Source organism: Cellulosimicrobium sp. CUA-896 (assembly GCF_001942335.1).
GTDB lineage: Bacteria > Actinomycetota > Actinomycetes > Actinomycetales > Cellulomonadaceae > Cellulosimicrobium.
The window spans coordinates 1-16,440 of sequence record NZ_MKKH01000019.1 but is presented as its reverse complement, the minus strand read 5'-3'; the positions used below and the strand labels follow the sequence as shown (position 1 = coordinate 16,440).

11 protein-coding genes and 3 pseudogenes are annotated in these 16,440 nt (G+C 77.0%); 5 read left to right on the top strand and 9 right to left on the bottom strand.

The window, feature by feature from the left end; all coding sequences use genetic code 11:
• Positions 1-39: 39 nt before the first annotated feature.
• A complete protein-coding gene (locus BJF88_RS07650; protein ID WP_255371868.1) occupies positions 40-1,146 on the bottom strand; it encodes a PDZ domain-containing protein in 1,107 nt (368 codons plus the stop codon).
• 165 nt (positions 1,147-1,311) lie between these two features.
• Between BJF88_RS07650 and BJF88_RS07645 the strand changes: the two genes are divergently transcribed.
• Positions 1,312-2,820, top strand: a complete 1,509-nt coding sequence (locus BJF88_RS07645) for a zinc-dependent metalloprotease (protein WP_075828381.1) — start codon at positions 1,312-1,314, stop codon at positions 2,818-2,820.
• On the opposite strand, the gene BJF88_RS21700 is transcribed toward BJF88_RS07645, so the two are convergent.
• The gene (locus BJF88_RS21700; protein WP_255371863.1) at positions 2,817-2,957 is read right to left on the bottom strand and encodes a hypothetical protein; all 141 of its coding nucleotides are present in this window, start codon (positions 2,955-2,957) and stop codon (positions 2,817-2,819) included. The two genes, BJF88_RS07645 and BJF88_RS21700, sit on opposite strands and share 4 nt — an antisense overlap.
• 94 nt (positions 2,958-3,051) lie before the next feature.
• A pseudogene (locus tag BJF88_RS21695) lies at positions 3,052-3,294 on the bottom strand (YgjP-like metallopeptidase domain-containing protein); the annotation flags it as partial.
• Between the two features lie 370 nt (positions 3,295-3,664).
• On the opposite strand from BJF88_RS21695, the gene BJF88_RS07635 reads away from it, so the two are divergent.
• Positions 3,665-4,762, top strand: a complete 1,098-nt coding sequence (locus BJF88_RS07635; protein ID WP_255371862.1) for a ThiF family adenylyltransferase — start codon at positions 3,665-3,667, stop codon at positions 4,760-4,762.
• 63 nt (positions 4,763-4,825) lie between these two features.
• Here the strand turns inward: BJF88_RS07635 and BJF88_RS21690 are convergent.
• Positions 4,826-5,100 (bottom strand): annotated as a pseudogene (locus BJF88_RS21690) (WhiB family transcriptional regulator); the annotation flags it as partial.
• 575 nt (positions 5,101-5,675) lie between these two features.
• Positions 5,676-7,750: pseudogene (locus tag BJF88_RS07620) on the bottom strand (ATP-dependent helicase).
• 144 nt (positions 7,751-7,894) lie between these two features.
• On the opposite strand from BJF88_RS07620, the gene BJF88_RS07615 reads away from it, so the two are divergent.
• Positions 7,895-8,161, top strand: a complete 267-nt coding sequence (locus tag BJF88_RS07615) for a mycoredoxin (protein ID WP_075828378.1) — start codon at positions 7,895-7,897, stop codon at positions 8,159-8,161.
• 8 nt (positions 8,162-8,169) lie between these two features.
• Here the strand turns inward: BJF88_RS07615 and nudC are convergent, their stop codons facing one another.
• Entirely contained in the window at positions 8,170-9,171 is a 1,002-nt protein-coding gene (gene nudC / locus BJF88_RS07610; protein WP_075828377.1) for an NAD(+) diphosphatase, read from the bottom strand.
• An 87-nt stretch (positions 9,172-9,258) separates the two neighbouring features.
• On the opposite strand from nudC, the gene BJF88_RS07605 reads away from it, so the two are divergent.
• Positions 9,259-10,182: a phosphotransferase gene (locus tag BJF88_RS07605; RefSeq protein WP_075828401.1), complete on the top strand. Its 924-nt coding sequence runs from the start codon at positions 9,259-9,261 to the stop codon at positions 10,180-10,182.
• A gap of 19 nt (positions 10,183-10,201) precedes the next feature.
• Here the strand turns inward: BJF88_RS07605 and BJF88_RS07600 are convergent, their stop codons facing one another.
• From BJF88_RS07600 to BJF88_RS21680, 3 genes are all read right to left on the bottom strand, one after another.
• Positions 10,202-13,657: an ATP-dependent DNA helicase gene (locus tag BJF88_RS07600; protein ID WP_083648967.1), complete on the bottom strand. Its 3,456-nt coding sequence runs from the start codon at positions 13,655-13,657 to the stop codon at positions 10,202-10,204.
• Entirely contained in the window at positions 13,654-14,820 is a 1,167-nt protein-coding gene (locus BJF88_RS21685) for a PD-(D/E)XK nuclease family protein (RefSeq protein ID WP_075828376.1), read from the bottom strand. Before BJF88_RS21685 ends, BJF88_RS07600 begins: the two co-directional genes overlap by 4 nt.
• Positions 14,821-15,890: 1,070 nt before the next feature.
• On the bottom strand, positions 15,891-16,169 hold the full coding sequence (locus BJF88_RS21680; protein ID WP_075828373.1) for a hypothetical protein: 279 nt from the start codon (positions 16,167-16,169) through the stop codon (positions 15,891-15,893).
• Between the two features lie 86 nt (positions 16,170-16,255).
• Between BJF88_RS21680 and BJF88_RS21675 the strand changes: the two genes are divergently transcribed.
• Positions 16,256-16,440 (top strand): hypothetical protein (locus tag BJF88_RS21675; RefSeq protein ID WP_255371861.1); only part of this gene is annotated, 185 nt, incomplete at its 3' end.

The window sequence follows — 16,440 nt, the reverse complement described above, 5'->3', positions numbered from 1 at the left end:
CGCGGCGCGGGCGCGACCCGGACGTCCCGGGCGGCCGCGTCACGCGGCCGTCTCGCACGTGGGCAGGGTGTCGCCCTGCCCCGCGCCGATCGCCGTCATGGCGTCGCGCGCCTCGCCCAGGGTCGCCACGCGCACGACGTCGAGGCCCTCCGGGACGTTCCCCGCGACCTCCGGGCAGTTGCCCGCGGGCGCGAGGAACCACGTCGCACCGTCGCGCACGGCACCGTAGAGCTTCTGCTGGATCCCGCCGATCGGGCCGACGTCGCCCTCCACGCTCATCGTCCCCGTCCCGGCGATCGACACGCCGTCCGCCTCGTCCTCGGGCGTGAGCTGGTCGACGATGCCCAGCGCGAACATCATCCCCGCGCTCGGACCGCCGATGTCGTCGATCTGGATCGTCACGTCGACGGGGAAGTCGAACGCGGGGTCGATGAAGACGCCGAGCAGCGCGGTGTCGCCGCCGTCGCTCGTCGTCACCGTGAGGTCGGTCTCCTCGCCGTCCCGCACCACGCCGAGCGTCACGTCGTCGCCGGGCGGCACGTCCTCGAGCCCGGCGATGAGGTCGGCGTACGTCGGCACCGCGTCGCCGTCGAGGGAGACGATGACGTCGCCCGGCTCGACCACGCCCTCCGCCCCGGTCCCCGGGCTCGTCCCCTGCACGGTCAGCGTCGCCGGGACGTCGTAGCCGAGCTCCGTGAGCGCGGCCACGGTCGCGTTCTCCTGCGAGCTGATCATCTCCGCCTGGCTCTGCTCCTCCGTCTCCTCCTTGGAGCGGTCGCGGGGGAACACCTCCTCGACGGGGCGCACCGAGCGCGAGCCCGCGAGCCAGCCCTGCACGACCTGCGCCAGGTTCACCGGGTAGCCCGGCCCGCCGGCGACGGACACCGTCGTCAGCCGCAGCTCGCCCGTGGAGTCGTAGGTCTCCGCCCCGCTGACGGAGATGAGCGGCCGGCCGTCCTGCTCGCCCAGCGTGTCCTCCGTCGGTCCGGGCGCGCGCACCGCGTAGGGCGCGGGCAGCACCGCGAGGCCCGCCACGAGCAGCGTCGTGGCGAGCAGCGAGACGCCGAACGTCACGGAGCGCCGGGTGACGAGGGGTGCGGGCTCCTCCTCGGTCAGGAGGTCGTCGAAGGACGGGCGTTCGGTCACCTGCCCATCATCCCCGACGATCCTGGGATCTTCCCGGACGCCCGCCGAGGACGCCCCGGCGCGCTGCGCCGTGAGCGAACCCGCGGCGCGGAGGCCGCCCGGACCCGCTGCGGCGCAGCGATCGTGGTTACGGTGAAACCCGACGCCACCGTGAGGAGTTCTCCCATGAGCAGCCTGCCCCCCGACGACCGCACGCCCGGCCCCGACGACGCCGGCGGGGCCGACCGCGGCTTCGAGGAGCTGCTCCGGTCGATGCTCGGCGCGGACGCCGACGAGGCGCTGCGCGAGCTGCGCGCGCGGGGGTTCGACCCGCAGGCGCTCGCCGCGGCGGGCGGTCCCGCGGCGGCGGACCCGCAGCTGTTCCAGCACGTCCTCGCGCAGGTGCAGCGCCTGCTGGCGACCCCGACGGACGGCCCGGTCAACACGGACGTCTCGCACGACGTCGCGCGCCAGGTCGCCGTGGCGGAGGGCGACCCGACCGTGACGGGCGGGCAGCTGCGCGACGCGACCCAGGCCCTGTCGGTCGCGGAGCTGTGGCTCGACGTGGTCACCGACCTGCCGCCGTCCGGCGGCCGCGCGCACGCGTGGAGCCGGTCGGAGTGGGTCGAGCGGACACTGCCGGCGTGGAACGCGCTCGTCGCCCCCGTCGCGGCGTCCGTGGCCGACGCGCTCGCCACGGTGCTGCGCGACCAGCTCGGCGACCTGGGCGGCGAGGCGGGCGACGAGGTGGCGCCGCCCGTCGGTTTCGCGCTCCCCGGACTGCCCGGGGCCGGGCTCGGCGGTGACCCGGCCGCCCTCATGCGCCGGCTGGGGTCCGCCGTCTTCGGCATGCAGGTGGGGCAGGCGGCCGGGACGCTCTCGCGCGAGGTCTTCGGCGCGACCGACGTCGGGCTCCCGCTCCTCGACGAGCCGGCGACCGTGCTCCTGCCGACCAACGTCGCCGCGTTCTCCGAGGGGCTGGACGCGCCGGCGGAGGAGGTCCGGCACTTCCTCGCGCTGCGCGAGGCCGCGCACGCGCGGCTCTTCACGCACGTGGCGTGGCTCCGCGGGCACCTGCTCGGGCTCGTCGACGCGTACGCGCGCGGCATCACGATCGACCTGGACGCGCTCGAGTCCCAGCTCACCGACGTCGACCCGACGGACACGGCGGCGCTCCAGCGTGCGCTGTCCGGAGGCGTGTTCGGCCTGCAGAACACGCCTGAGCAGCAGGCGACGCTCCTGCGCCTCGAGACGACCCTGGCGCTCGTCGAGGGCTGGGTGGACGAGGTGACCGCGACCGCGGCGCTCCCCCACCTGCCGCACGCGGTGCCGTTGCGCGAGATGCTGCGCCGCCGACGTGCGGCGGGCGGTCCGGCCGAGCACACGTTCGCGTCCCTCGTCGGGCTCGAGCTGCGTCCTCGACGCTCGCGCGACGCGGCGGCGCTGTGGGCGCTCATCGCCGCGCAGTCCGGGCCCGACGGGCGCGACGGCGTCTGGGACCACCCCGACCTGCTGCCCGACGCGACCGACCTCGACGACCCCGCGGGCTACCGTGCCCGACGCGAGGCGGCGCGGGCCGAGGAGGCGGACGTCGACAGGGCGCTCGAGGAGATCTTCCGCACCGCGGGCGACGGCGAGGACCGCCCCGACGGCGAGGACGAGGGCGGCGGCGAGCGCCCCGGGCCGTCGGCCTAACCGGGCGGACGCCCCGGGCCGTCGGCCTCGTCGTCCGTGCCGACGACGTCGTCCACGTCGTCGTCGGTGACGTCCTGCTCGGCGTCGGCCGGCCCGGGGCCGGCCGCGCCCGCGGCCGTGTCGCGGGCGAACGACACGCCCTCGAGGAAGCCGCGCGCGCTCCGTGCGGGGGTAGGCGTCCAGGAGACGCCAGAAGTCCGGGCCGTGGCCGGCGTGCAGCAGGTGCGCGAGCTCGTGCAGCAGGACGTAGTCGAGCACCCACCCGGGCATGCCGCGCACCCGCGTCGAGATGCGGATCGACCCGTCGACGAGGGTGCACGAGCCCCAGCGCCGGTCCTGGTTGGCGGCCCAGCGCACGCTCGTCGGACGGGCACGCCCGTCGAGGTACTTGTCCGAGAGCTCGGCCGCGCGCCGGGCGAGCTGGTCGTCGGACGGCCGGCGGCGACGCTCGGAGTCGGCGAGGCGGTCCAGCATGCGCTGCACCCACTCGCGCTCCTGCGCGCGCGTGAACCGGGCCGGGATGGCGATGATCGTCCGGTCCCCGTCGCGGTACGCGCTCACGGTGCTCTTGCGCCGGCGGCTGCGCCGGACCTCCACGACCGTCTCTCGGACCACGCCAAGACCGTACTGGTTCTTGGCACGGGACGGCAGTCCCCACGCCGTCGGTGCCGGTCACGGCGCCGACATGCCGGGGCGCCACGCCGGCTTCGGGCGAAACCGGGTCAAGGGATCGTCATCCTCGGCCGTGCCGGGTGCCCCTGTGGACGACGCGGTCGTGCGTCCGGCGGCGTGCCACGCTGGCGCTGCGGCCCGAGCGGGCCCGACCGGCGACCCAGGAGGAACCGTGCCCGGACGACGCGTCCTGCGTCCCTCGACCCCCGTGCTGCGACGCGCGCCCGGTGAGGTCCAGTACGGCACCGACCCGCGCTGGGCGGTGCGGCTCGTCGGGCTGGACGCCGCGGAGGAGGCGTGGCTGCGCACGGTGTCCGGCCCCGTCAGGGCCGCCTCCGAGCACCCCGCCGTCCCCGCGGAGCGGCGTGCGAGGCTCGTGCAGGTGCTCGAGGACGCCCTCCTCCTCGTGCCCGCCCCGCCACGGCGCGCGACGACGACCGCTCCCGGCGGGGGCGAGGCCGATCTCGGGGTGCTGGCGGCGCTGCGGCCTGACGGAGCCGGGCACCGTGTTCTCGCCGCTCGCGCGAGGTCGGCGGTCGCGGTGGTGGGACTGGGACGGCTCGGGGCGACGCTCGCGACGACGCTCGCGACCGCGGGCGTGGGATCGGTCGGCCTGCACGACCCGTCGCCGGTGCTGGTGACGGACGTGGGCCTGGGCGCCTACCGCGTCCGTGACGTCGGGGCGCCCCGCGAGACGGCGCTCGCCCGGGCGATCGATGAGATCTCGCCCGACGTGCGGACCGGTGCCGCGGCCGCGTCCGCGCGGAGGGCCGGTGCGGCCGCCGAGCCGCCGGACGTGGTGGTCGTCGTCGAGCACCACGCGGCGGACCCGGCCCGCGTGCGAGAGCTCGTGGGCGACGGCGTCGCCCATCTCTCCGTGGTCGTGCGCGAGGCCGACGTGGTCGTCGGCCCGTTCGTGCGCCCGGGCCTCGACCCGTGCCTGACGTGCGTGGACCTGCACCGTGCGGACGTCGACCCGTGCTGGCCCCAGGTCGCGCGCCAGCTGCGCGAGCTCGCCGCCCCGCAGCACGAGGAGTCCGTGCTGGCGGGTGCCGCCGCGTCCCTCGCGGCCGCGCAGGTGCTGGCCGCCCTCGACGGGACCGTCCCGCGCACCACCGCGGCGTGCCTCGAGATCCCTGCTCCCGATGCCGTGCCGCGGTTGCGCGGGACGTCCCGCCACCCCCGGTGCGGATGCGCCGGACCGGCGAGCGCCGCCCCCGACGGGACGCCGCTGGCGGCCCGCACCTCAGGCGGCCGGGGCCGAGGCTGACGCCTCGTCGCCCGTCCGGTCCGCCTGACGATCCGCCTGGCGGGCCGCTTCCTCCGCCTGGCGGGCGAGCACCTCGGCCTTGCTCGGACGGCCCCGGCCGCGCTTGCGCGCGACGACGACCCCGTCGACGAAGACCTCGCCGCCCCAGACGCCCCAGGGCTCCCGGCGCTCGACGCGCCGGCGAGACAGCCCTCGACGAGCGGGCAGGTGCGGCACAGGGCCTTGGCCTGCTCGACCTCGGCGGCGCGCTCCGCGAACCAGAGCTCGGGGTCGTTGCTGCGGCACGGCAGGAGGCCCGCGACGAGACGGTCGAACTCGGCGGCGTCCTTCTCGCCCAGCGGCGTGGCGGGTTGGTGCGGCGCCCAGGGGCCGGATCCGCCCTGGGCCGTGATGTTGTCGAGCAGCGCGGTGAGCCGCACGATGTCCTCCAGTGATGTCCTGTCGTGGTGTGAACGTCGTCGTCACAGGACCCCGAGGACAGCGGTCCCGTCGGTGGAGACGGGAACCACCGGTGATCCTCATCGACAGTCGTGCCGGAAGACACGAAGGCCGCGGGTCCCAGATGGACTCCGCGGCCTGGAAGCTGCCGGTCGATCAGACCGGAGACGTCCTGGGAGCGGAGCCGGGTGCGGGGCGGTTGACGAAGGCGCCCCCGTGCGCACGCACACGGAAACGGAGCCCTCCTGGCGTGGCCGCGGTCGCGACCGCGAGATCCAGCAGGCTCGTCATCACGATCTGGTTCTTCATCTCGGCACCCACCCCCTCTCTCCGTTCGAGGACCCGCCTCTCGGCGCGCCCCACTCCATCAGGACTCGATGACCATATGCCGCCCCTCGGACGGCGCACAACATATTTACGAGACTTCTTCGGACGACGTCTCCCGGCTCCGTCCGGGGCGCCGGCCGGGCGGTCGTCAGGAGCCCGCCCGGGCGACGATGTCGAGGAGCGTCTCGCCGTACCGCTCGATCTTCGCCGGCCCGAGGCCGTTGATGCGCGCGAGCTCCGCGACGGTGCGGGGGCGGGTCTCCGCGATGGCGGCGAGCGTCGCGTCGACGAGCACCGTGAACGCCGGCTTGTCCGTCTCCTGCGCCACCTGCAGCCGCCACTCGCGCAGGCGGTCGAACAGCTCGCGGTCGTACTCGCCGGAGAGCTGCACCCGCGCCTGCCCCGGTCGCGGGCGACGGCCGCGGGACGAGGACGGGTCGTCGGGCCACAACCCGTCGAGGAACCGGGTGCGGCGCCGCGTCGCCCGGCCGCCCGGGTTGCGCGAGCGCGCGAACGAGACCTCGAGGTGCTCGCGGGCGCGCGTGATGCGACGTAGAGGAGCCGGCGTTCCTCTGCGACCGCCTCGTCCGTCTCGGCCAGCGAGATCGGCATGAGCCCCTCGCTCATCCCCGCGAGGAAGACGGCGTCCCACTCGAGGCCCTTCGCGGCGTGCAGGGAGGCGAGGGTCACGCCCTCCACGGTCGGGGCGTGCTGCGCCGCCGCGCGCTCCTCGAGCTCCGCGACGAACGCCGGGAGGGTCGTGGCGTCGGCTCCCAGCGCCCGCGCCGCCCCCGCGAGGTCGTCCGCCAGGGCGACGAGCGCCTGCATCGACTCCCAGCGCTCGCGCGCCGCACCCCGTGCGGCCGGCGGCTCGGGGGCCCAGCCGGCCGCGGCGAGCACGTCGCGCACCGTCTCCGGCATCGGGACGTCCGGGTCGGCCGAGCGCGCGGCCCCCCGCAGCAGCACGATCGCGTCGCGCACCTCCTTGCGCTGGAAGAAGCGCTCGCCGCCGCGCACGAGGTAGCCGATGCCTGCGTCCGCGAGCGCCGACTCGAACGCCTCGGACTGCGCGTTCGTGCGGTACAGGACGGCGATCTCGCTCGCCCGCGTCCCGGCGGCGAGCAGCCGCCCGACGCGCTCGGCGATGCCCTTCGCCTCCGCGTCGTCGTCGTCGTACGCCGTGAAGGAGACGGGCGGACCGGCCGGTCGCTGCGCGACGAGCTCGAGCGCCTGGTGCGCACCGCCGGCGCGACCGGCTCGGGCGAGGAGCTGGTTGGCGAGGTGGACCACCTGCGGCGTCGAGCGGTAGTCGCGCACGAGCCGGACGACCTGGGCGCCGGGATGCGTGCGGGAGAACGTCAGGAGGTGGTGCGGCGTGGCGCCCGTGAAGGAGTAGATCGTCTGCGACGGGTCGCCGACCACGCACAGCTCGTCGCGTCCCCCGAGCCACTGGTCGAGCACGAACTGCTGGAGGGGCGAGACGTCCTGGTACTCGTCGACCACGAAGTGGCGGTACTGGCGCCGCACCTCGTCCGCGACGCGCCCCTGCGTCGCGAGCATGTCGCCCAGCATGAGGAGCACGTCCTCGAAGTCGATGACGGAGCGCTCGGTCTTGACGTCCTCGTACGCCGTGATGAGCCGCGCGACGGTCTGGTGGTCGTAGCCCGCCGGCGGGTCGCGGTCGATCGCGGCGCACGCCCGCACGTAGTCGTCGGCCGTGACGAGCGAGACCTTCGCCCACTCGACCTCCGAGGACAGGTCGCGCACCGCGACCCGGTCCACGCCGACGCCGAGGCGCCGTGCCGCCTCGGCGACGGCCGACGCCTTGTGCTCGAGGATGCGGGGCGACGCGCCGCCCACCACCTTCGGCCAGAAGTACCCGAGCTGGCGCAGCGCCGCGGCGTGGAACGTGCGCGCCTGGACGCCCGTGGCGCCGAGCTCGCGCAGCCGGGTGCGCATCTCCCCCGCCGCCCGGGCGGTGAACGTCACCGCGAGCACCGACGTCGGCGTGTACGCGCCCGTGCGCACCCCGTACGCGATGCGGTGCGTGATCGCCCGCGTCTTGCCCGTGCCGGCGCCCGCGAGGACGCACACCGGCCCGTGGAGCGCGAGCGCGACGTCGCGCTGGTCGGGGTCGAGCGCGTCGAGGATCGCGTCGGCCGAGAGCAGGGTCGAGGTGGGCGCGGGGGCGGACGGGCGGGACGAGACCGGTGACGTGGACATCACCCGCGATTCTCGCAGCCCGGTCCCACACCCGGCACGCCGCGGGCACCGCCCGGGAACAACGGGCGGCGGATGCGGCGTTGACCGTCCGGTGCGAGGCTGCGACCGCAGCCCGACCCCGAGACCCCCGAGGAGACCTCCACGATGGCCACCGCCCCGACCACGCCCGCCGCCGGCTCGATCGTCATGTACTCGACGAGCTGGTGCGGCTACTGCCGCCGGCTCAAGACGCAGCTCGAGTCCGAGGGCATCGGGTACACCGAGGTGAACATCGAGGAGCACCCCGAGACGGCGGCGTTCGTCGAGCAGGTCAACGACGGCAACCAGACCGTGCCCACGGTCGTCTTCCCGGACGGCTCCGCCGCGACCAACCCGTCGCTCGCCGAGGTCAAGCAGCGCCTCACCGCCTGACGCCGCGGTCACGCGCCGGGAAGCGCCCCGCCGAACCACTCCTCCACCAGGGCGCGGGCCACGGACCCGCGCCCCGGCAGGAGGACCTCCCCCGACCGCACGTCCCGCTCGAGCCCGGCGCGCGTGAACCAGCGCGCGTCGGTGAGCTCGACGCCGTCGGGGTGCAGGTCCGCGGTCCGCGCGCGGGCGACGAACGCGACCATGAGCGAGGCGGGGAACGGCCACGGCTGGCTGCCGCGGTACTCGACCTCGCCGACCTCGACGCCGACCTCCTCGCGCACCTCGCGCCGCACGGCGTTCTCGAGCGACTCGCCCGGCTCGACGTAGCCGGCGAGCGTCGAGAACCGCCGGTCCGGCCAGTGCGCGGCGTGCCCGAGCAGCAGCATCTCCTCGGGCTCCTCGCGGACGACCGCCATGATGACCGCGGGGTCGGTGCGCGGGTAGAGCTCCGTGCCCTGCGCGACGCAGCGGCGCGTCCAGCCCGCGTTCTCGAGCGTCGTGGGCTCGCCGCAGCGCGGGCACCGCTCGTGGACGGCGTGCCACGCGGCGAGCGCGACGGCCTCGGTCGCCAGCGCGGCCGGTGCCGGGTCGAGGCGCGGGGACAGCTCGCGGAGACCGGCCCAGGTGTGCTCGCGGGCGAGCAGCGCGAGCGGACCGGCCGGGTCGACGCCCTCGATGTCGACGTCCTCGGCGTCGGCGTCGTCGGGCAGGACGAGCGCCAGGTACGACGTCGGCGTCCCGACCACGCCGGTCTCCTCCCCGAGGAACAGCCAGCGGGGCCGTTCCCCGTCGGCCGGCACGTCGGTGAGCGCCTCGGGCGGCAGCAGCTCGAGCCCGCCACCCGTGGCGACGGCGAGGCGGCCCCGGTGCACGAGGACGACCCGGGTCGTCGGCTCGTCGCGGAGCACGCGGACGAGGTGCGGCTCCGTCCGCCGGTGCGCCGCGCGGTCGAGGGCGGCCGTGTCGAGGGGCTGCGGCAGGGTGCGCGGGGCGCGGGTCACGGGGCTCACCCGTCGACCGTAGGCCACGGCGCCACGGGTCGCCGACGCGGCCCGGCGGACGGGCGGGCACGCGCCCCGAACGGCTACGTTGGGCACGTGCCTCGCTCTGCCCTCACCCTCGCCGCGCTCGCGACGGCCGCCCTGCCGGGCCTGGACGCGCGGTCGGCGCGGCCCGCCGCCGATCCCGGCGACTACGACGCCGCGGTCGTCACCGACGCGGACGGCGTGCGCTGGACGGTGCGTGCGCCGCGCAGCCTGCAGGCCGGTGCGGCGCTGGAGGCGGAGACCGAGCTGCTCGCGAGCCTCCAGGTCCACGTCGAGTCGGGTGCGCTGCCCTTCGCGGTCCCGCGTATCAGCGGGTCCGCGCCGCTGCCCGAGGGCGGCCGCGCCGTCGTGCACCCGGCGGTCGAGGGCGAGCCGCTCGACGTCGAGACGCTGCGCCCGGGCCCGGGCCTGGCCGCCGACCTCGGCCGCGCCGTCGCCTCGGTCCACGAGCTCCCGCGCGCGGTCGTCGACGACGCCGGCCTCCCCGCCTACGACGCGGAGACGTACCGCGCCCGCCGCATGGCCGAGCTCGACGAGGCGGCGGCCACGGGCAAGGTGCCGGCCTCGCTGCTGCGGCGCTGGGAGTCCGCGCTCGAGGACGTCTCGCTGTGGCGGTTCCAGCCCGTCGTCGTGCACGGCGACCTCGGCCCGGACCAGGTCCTCGTGTCCCGGGGCCGGGTCACGACCGTCACGGGCTGGTCGGACGCGCGCGTCGCGGACCCCGCGGACGACCTCGCCTGGCTCCTCGTCTCGGCGCCGCCCGAGGCCGTGGACTCCGTGATGGAGGCGTACCTGCTGCGGCGCACCGAGCTCACGGACCATCACCTGACCGAACGGGCGCTGCTGGTGGGCGAGCTCGCGCTCGCGCGCTGGCTGCTGCACGGCGTGCGGCACGGGCTGGACGACGTCATCGCCGACGCGCTGGACATGCTCGCCGACCTCGAGGAGGCCACGCGCGCGGCCGAGGACGACTGACGGTCCCGCCGTGCGCGCGTCAGCCGCGCAGGAGCGCCTCGATCTCCGCCTCGCCGAGCAGCCGCTCGGGGCGCACGGTCTCGTCGGAGGCCACGTGGTAGAAGGCCGCGTGCACCTTCTCCAGCGGGAGCCCGGACCACCGCGACCACGCGAGCCGGTACACCGCGAGCTGCACCTCCCGCGCACGGCGGGCCTGGGGGTCCGACGGCGCGCGCCCCGTCTTCCAGTCCACGACGACGACCGCGTCCGTCGCGCCGCCCGCGTGCTCCGGCAGCTCGGGGAACACGGCGTCGATGCGTGAGCGCAGGACCGTCGAGCCGACGGGCGTCTCGACGTCCACCTCGACCGCGACCGGCGTGCGCGCCGCCCACGACGACGCGAGGAACGTGCGCTGGAGCGCCTCCAGGTCCTGGTCGGGGTCGAGGTCCGCGTCGTCGGCGCCGGGGAGGTCCTCGACGTCGAGCAGCGACGAGCTGCGGAAGTACCGCTCGGCCCACAGGTGGAACCGGGTGCCGCGCCGGGCGTGCACCGTGGGTTCGCTCGGCACCGGGCGGCGCAGGTGCAGGGCGAACTCCGCCCGGTCGCTCGCGAGCCGCACGAGCCCGGAGGCCGACACGTGCGCCGGCAGCGCGACGTCCCGACCCGCACGGTCGGCGCGCTCGGCGAGGAGCACGCGCGCGAGCGCCACGAGGTCGCGTCCGTCCGCGTCCACGAGCACGCCCTCGCGCGCGGTGAGGCCCGGGTCCCGCGGCTCTTCGCCGGTTGTGCGGGACGCCCGCACGAGGTCGTCCCGCTCGGCCGCCGCACGGGCCACGCGGTCCGCCGTGGCGCGCAGGACGGCGCGTGCCGAGCCCGGCGCCAGGTCGTCGCCCGCCGGCCACGTCGCGGTGACCTCGACGTCCTCGAGCGGGTTCGGGGCACCGGGCTCGGGCGCGGCGGCCCAGTCGTCGGTCGAGACCGCTCCCGCCTCGGCGAGCTCGAGCAGGAACGGGGACAGCGACCGCGGGTTCGACCCGCCCTGCCACCACGCCGCCGTGAGGAGCAGCTCGCGGCGCGCACGGGTGAACGCGACGTAGGCCAGGCGGCGCTCCTCCGCGAGCTGGTGCTCGCCGCACTCGGCGCGGAACGCGTCGCGCCGCGCGACGAGGTCCTTCGTGTCGCTCGCGAGGTCGTAGCGGAACGCCGGGAGGTCGGCCGCGTCGCCGCGCAGCGGGTACGGCAGCTGCGCGACGTCCGTCAGCCAGCCGCTGTCCGCCCGCGTGCCCGACGCGTTCTGCGCGACCGTCGGGAAGACGCCGTCGACGAGCCCCGGCACGGCGACGACGTCCCACTCGAGCCCCTTGGCGGCGTGCGCGGTGATGACCTGGACGGCGTCCGGGTCGGGCTCGCGCACGGGCAGGTCGAGCCCGTTCTCCCGCGACGCCGCGACGCCCAGCCAGGCGAGGAACGCCCCGAGCGTCGCCACGTCGGCGGTCTGCGCGAAGGTCGCCGCGACGTCCCGCAGCGCGTCGAGGTGCTCGCGCGCGCGGTCGCTGACCGCGTCGGGGTCGGCCATCCCGGGGGTCGCGAGGAGCGTCGCGGTGGTCGCGGCCTCGACGTCGAGACCGAGCGCCCGCTCCGCCTCGACGACGAGCTCGGGCAGGGACAGGTACGTCAGCCCGCGCAGGCTGCGCAGGACGTCCGCGAGCGCGGCGAGCCGGTGGTGGGCGGCGGCGCCGAGCACGCGCCCGTCGGCGGCCGCCGCACCCGGTGCCGGCAGGTCGTCGAGCGCGTCGACGATCGAGCGGTGGTCGACGCGTCGCAACGACGGCGCCGTCGCCTCGGCGTCGGCCGGGACGCGCCGGTCGCGCGGGAGCCGTCCCGGTCCGCCGTCCAGCCGGGCGAGGTCCGCCGCGTGCGACCCCAGCGCGTGGAGGTCGGCCGCGCCGAGGTTGACGCGGGGCCCGGTGAGCAGCCGGACGAGCGCGTCGCCGCGGGACGGGTCGTGCACGGCCTCCAGCAGCGTGACGACGTCCACCACCTCGGGCGTCGTGAGCAGGCCGCCGAGACCGACGACCTCGACGGGCAGGCCGCGGCGGCGCAGCGCCACCTCCATGGCGGCGAACTGGCTGCGCTTGCGGCACAGCACGGCGGCCGTGACGCGTCCACCCGGCGCGCGCCCCGGACGCCAGCGCGCGGCGACGAAGTCGGCGACGGCGGCCGCCTCCTCGTCGGGCGTCGCCGCGACGTGGGCGGCCACCGACCCGGGGCCGGCGCCCGGGCGCAGCGCGAGGGGCGGGACCGCCACCGCGTCGCCGTGCCCGCCCGTCCCGGCCCGCAGCGGTGCGGACGTCACGTTGGCCGCGCCGAGCACCGCGGCGTCGTTGCGCCAGGACGTGGACAGGTAGTGCACGGCGGCACCGGCGCCGTCGGCCCGGCGGAACCGGTCCGGGAACCGCGCGAGGCCCCCGGCGCTCGCGCCGCGCCAGCCGTAGATCGACTGGTGCGGGTCGCCGACCGCGGTGACGGCGTGGCCGCCGCCGAACAGCCCGGCGAGGAGCTCGACCTGCGCGTGGGAGGTGTCCTGGTACTCGTCGAGCAGCACGACGCGGTACCGCGAGCGCTCCGTGGCCCCGACGACGGGCACCTCGCGCGCGAGCCGGGCGGCGAGCGCCACCTGGTCGCCGAAGTCGAGGGAGTCCGTGGCGCGCTTGCGACGCCGGTACTCGGCGACGACGTCGAGCAGGCGGACCCGTTCCGCGACGTCGCCGACGAGCTTGCCCACCTCCTTCGTCCGGGCCTTCTGGCGCGGCCCGAGCGGCAGCCCGTCGAGGGTCTCGGCGATCTCGGCGAGGCGGTCGCGCGCGTCGTGGGGCTCGAGCAGGTGCTCGCCGAGCGCGCCGGACAGGCCGAGCACGGCGGCGACGACCGTGCTCACCGCCCGGTCGGTGCCGAGGTCCTCGTCCCAGCTCTCGACGACCTCGGACGCGAGCTGCCACTGCTGCGCCTCGCCCAGGAGCCGGGCGCCGGGCTCGATCCCGACGCGCAGGCCGTGGTCCGCGACGAGCGAGGCCGCGTACGCGTTGTAGGTCGCGACGGTCGGGCGCTCGAGCAGCGTCAGGGCCGAGCCCGTGGTGCCTCGCGCCCGGCCGAGCTGGGCGAGCCGGGTCTGGACCCGCTCGGCGAGCTCGCCGGCGGCCTTGCGCGTGAACGTCAGCCCGAGGACGGCGTCCGGCGCGACGAGCTCGTTGGCGATGAGCCAGACCACCCGCGCGGCCATCGTCTCCGTCTTGCCGGAACCGGCGCCGGCCACCACGAGGGTCGGCTCGAGCGGCGCCTCGACGACCTCGACCTGCTCGGGGGTCGGCCGGGGCCGGCCGAGCAGGTCGGCGATGCGCGTGGCCGAGAGCGTCGGCGTGGGCGCCGCGTCCGCCGCGACCTCCGTCCCGAGCGCGGGCTGCGCGTCCTGCGGGAGCTCGAACAGCTCGCTGCTCATGCCACGACCTTCCTGCCCTCGGGCTGCACGGGGCACGAGCGCCGCACCGGGCACACCTCGCACAGCCCGTTCTGGCGTGCGGTGAACGTCGACGACGCCATCGTCGCCGCCGCGTCCTGCACGAGGTCGCGCGCCCAGCTCGAGCCGTCCGGGGCCGGGTCGAGGGCGGGCTGCGCGACGACGGCGTGCCCGACGTGCGTGCTGCCGACGTAGACGAGCTGCGCGCCGGCGCTGCGCGTCCCCTCGGGCAGGTCGAGACCGCCCGCCTCGACGGCGAGCTGGTACGCGCCGAGCTGCGGGTGCTCGGTCCCCTCGGCCTTCGTGGCCGTGCGGCGACCGGTCTTGAGGTCGACGACGCGGACCTTCCCCTCGCCGGCGTCCTCGACCCGGTCGATCGTGCCGCGCAGACGCGCACGGCCCACCGTCACGTCGAACGACGGCTCGACCAGCACCGCCTCGCCCGCGCCGGCGAGGTACGCGGCGAGCTTCTCCACCATCCGGTCGGCGCGGCGGCGGAGCTGGCGCGACGGCCATCCGTCGGGCAGGGCCAGCTCCGGCCAGCGCCGGTCGAGCTCGGCGCGCAGGTCCGTCAGCGAGCCCGACGGCGCGCTCTCCGCGATCGAGTGCACGAGCGTCCCGAGGCTCTGGTGGGCCGCGTCGGGCGCCGTCCCGCCCGCGGCCTCGAGCGACCAGCGCAGCGCGCACGTCGTCACGGTCTCGACCTTCGACGGCGAGACGGTGACCGTCTCGTCGTCGGACCGCAGCGGGGCCACGCTGGAGACCGGGGCGACGCCGTACCACGTCTCGGGCCGCGCCTCGGCGACGCCCTGCTCGCCGAGGTCCGCCAGCAGACGTGCGGCCTCGCGCGCCGCGACGCCGGCGTCCCCCCGTGCCGCGTCGGCGACGAGCGCCGACCGCGCGGCGGCGACGAGCCCGCGCAGGTCGAGGGGGGCACCGACCTGCACGTGCCGGCGCGCACCCTCGAGCGCACCCGGGATCCCGTCGTCCCCGTCGCCCGGACCGTCGCCGGGGTCCGTCGGCGGCACGACGAGGTCGCAGAAGACCGACGGCGAGTCCTCGCTGTCCTCGACCGCGGTGACCAGCAGCCGGCGCGCGGCCCGCGACGTCGCCACGACGAACGCCCGGAGCTCGTCGGCGAGCACCTGGCGCGCGCCTCGGGACCGACGCCCCGCGCGTCGTGCGAGCGGCCCGCGAGGAGCTCGACGAGCGCCTGCGACCCGAGCAGCGAGTCGCGCAGCCGCAGGTCGGGCCAGACGCCGTCCTGGACGCCCGCGACCACGACGACGTCCCACTCGCCCCCGGCGGCACCGGCCGGCGTGAGCGCGGCCACCGAGTCGGCACCGCTCCCCCGCGCCGCGAGCGAGTCCGCGGGGCAGGTCCGTGGGACGCGAGGTAGTCGACGAAGCGCCCGCCGGAGCACCGGGCATGCGGTCGACGAACGTCTCCGCGGCGCGGAACAGGGGACGCCGCGTCGAGGTCACGGTCGGCGCGCGCGCCCGCGGGGCCGCGTCGAGCGCGGCGGACCGCCACCGCTCGGCGAGGCCGGTCGACGCCCACACCGCCCACAGCACGGTCTGCGCGCTCGCCCCCGGCTCGGCCGCCGCGGCACGGCCGGCGGCCAGCGCACGCGCGACGACGCCGCCGGCCCGCGACGCACGACGGCGGGCAGGGTCGCCGCGCGGGCCGGGTCCTCGAGCAGCTCGACCAGCAGGGCGTCGGAGGACCTCCCGCCGCCCCCGTCGAGCTCCTCGGCGCGCAACGTGCGGCGCAGCCGGCGCAGCGCCACCACGTCCAGCCCGCCGAGCGGGGACGCAGCAGGAGCGCGGCCGTCACCGGGTCGAGGGCCGGTCCGTCGTCCGTCGGCGCGACGCACGTGCGCACCGCGGCGAGCAGCGGCGCCACGGCGGGCTCGTCGCGCAGCGGGACGTCGGACCCCAGCAGGGTGACCGGGACCGACGCGGCGACGAGCTCGCGCCGCAGGGCCGCGAGGCGGCCGCCCGTGCGCGCGACGACCGCCATGCGGTGCCACGGCGTCCCCCGCAGCAGGTGCTCGGCGCGCAGCTCGCGCGCCACGAACGCCGCTTCCTGGGCGGCCCCGGACAGGACCGCGACCTCGACCCCGACGCCCGCGTCGCGTCCCGCGGCCCGCGCGCGCCCGCCCCGCGGTGGACCGCCCCGGAGAGCGTGCCGACGTGCGCCGCGACCCGGCGCGTCACCGCCCGCAGCGCGTCGGGCTGCCGCCAGGCGGTGCCGAGGACCGCCACGCGCGCGCCGAGCTCTCCCCGCGCGCCCGGCCCGCGACGCCGGGGCGCGGAGGCGCGGCCCACGAGGCCGGGGCTCGCGCCGCGGAAGCCCTGGACCGCCGCGTCGGGGTCCGCCAGGAGCACGAGACGGGCGCGTCGTCCTGGAGGACGTGCAGGAGCCGCGCGGTCGCCACCGTCGCCTCCTGGTAGTCGTCGACGACGACGAGGTCCCAGCGGGGCCGCGGCACGTCCGGTACCTCGTCGTCCCAGCGAGCAGCGCCTCGGCGGCCTCGTCCACGACGACGGCGGGGTCGAGGCGCGCGCCGCGTCCGGCGTGCCGGCCCGCAGCGCCGTCACGTCGAGGTACTCCCCGTACAGCCTGTGCGCCCAGCACCCACTGGCCGCCTCCGTGCCGGCCGCCGAGCGCCTCGAGCTCGACAGGGGCGAGGCCGCGCTCCGCGGCCCGCATGAGCAGGTCGCGCAGCTCCTGGCGCAGCCCGCGCAGCCCCAGCACCTCCG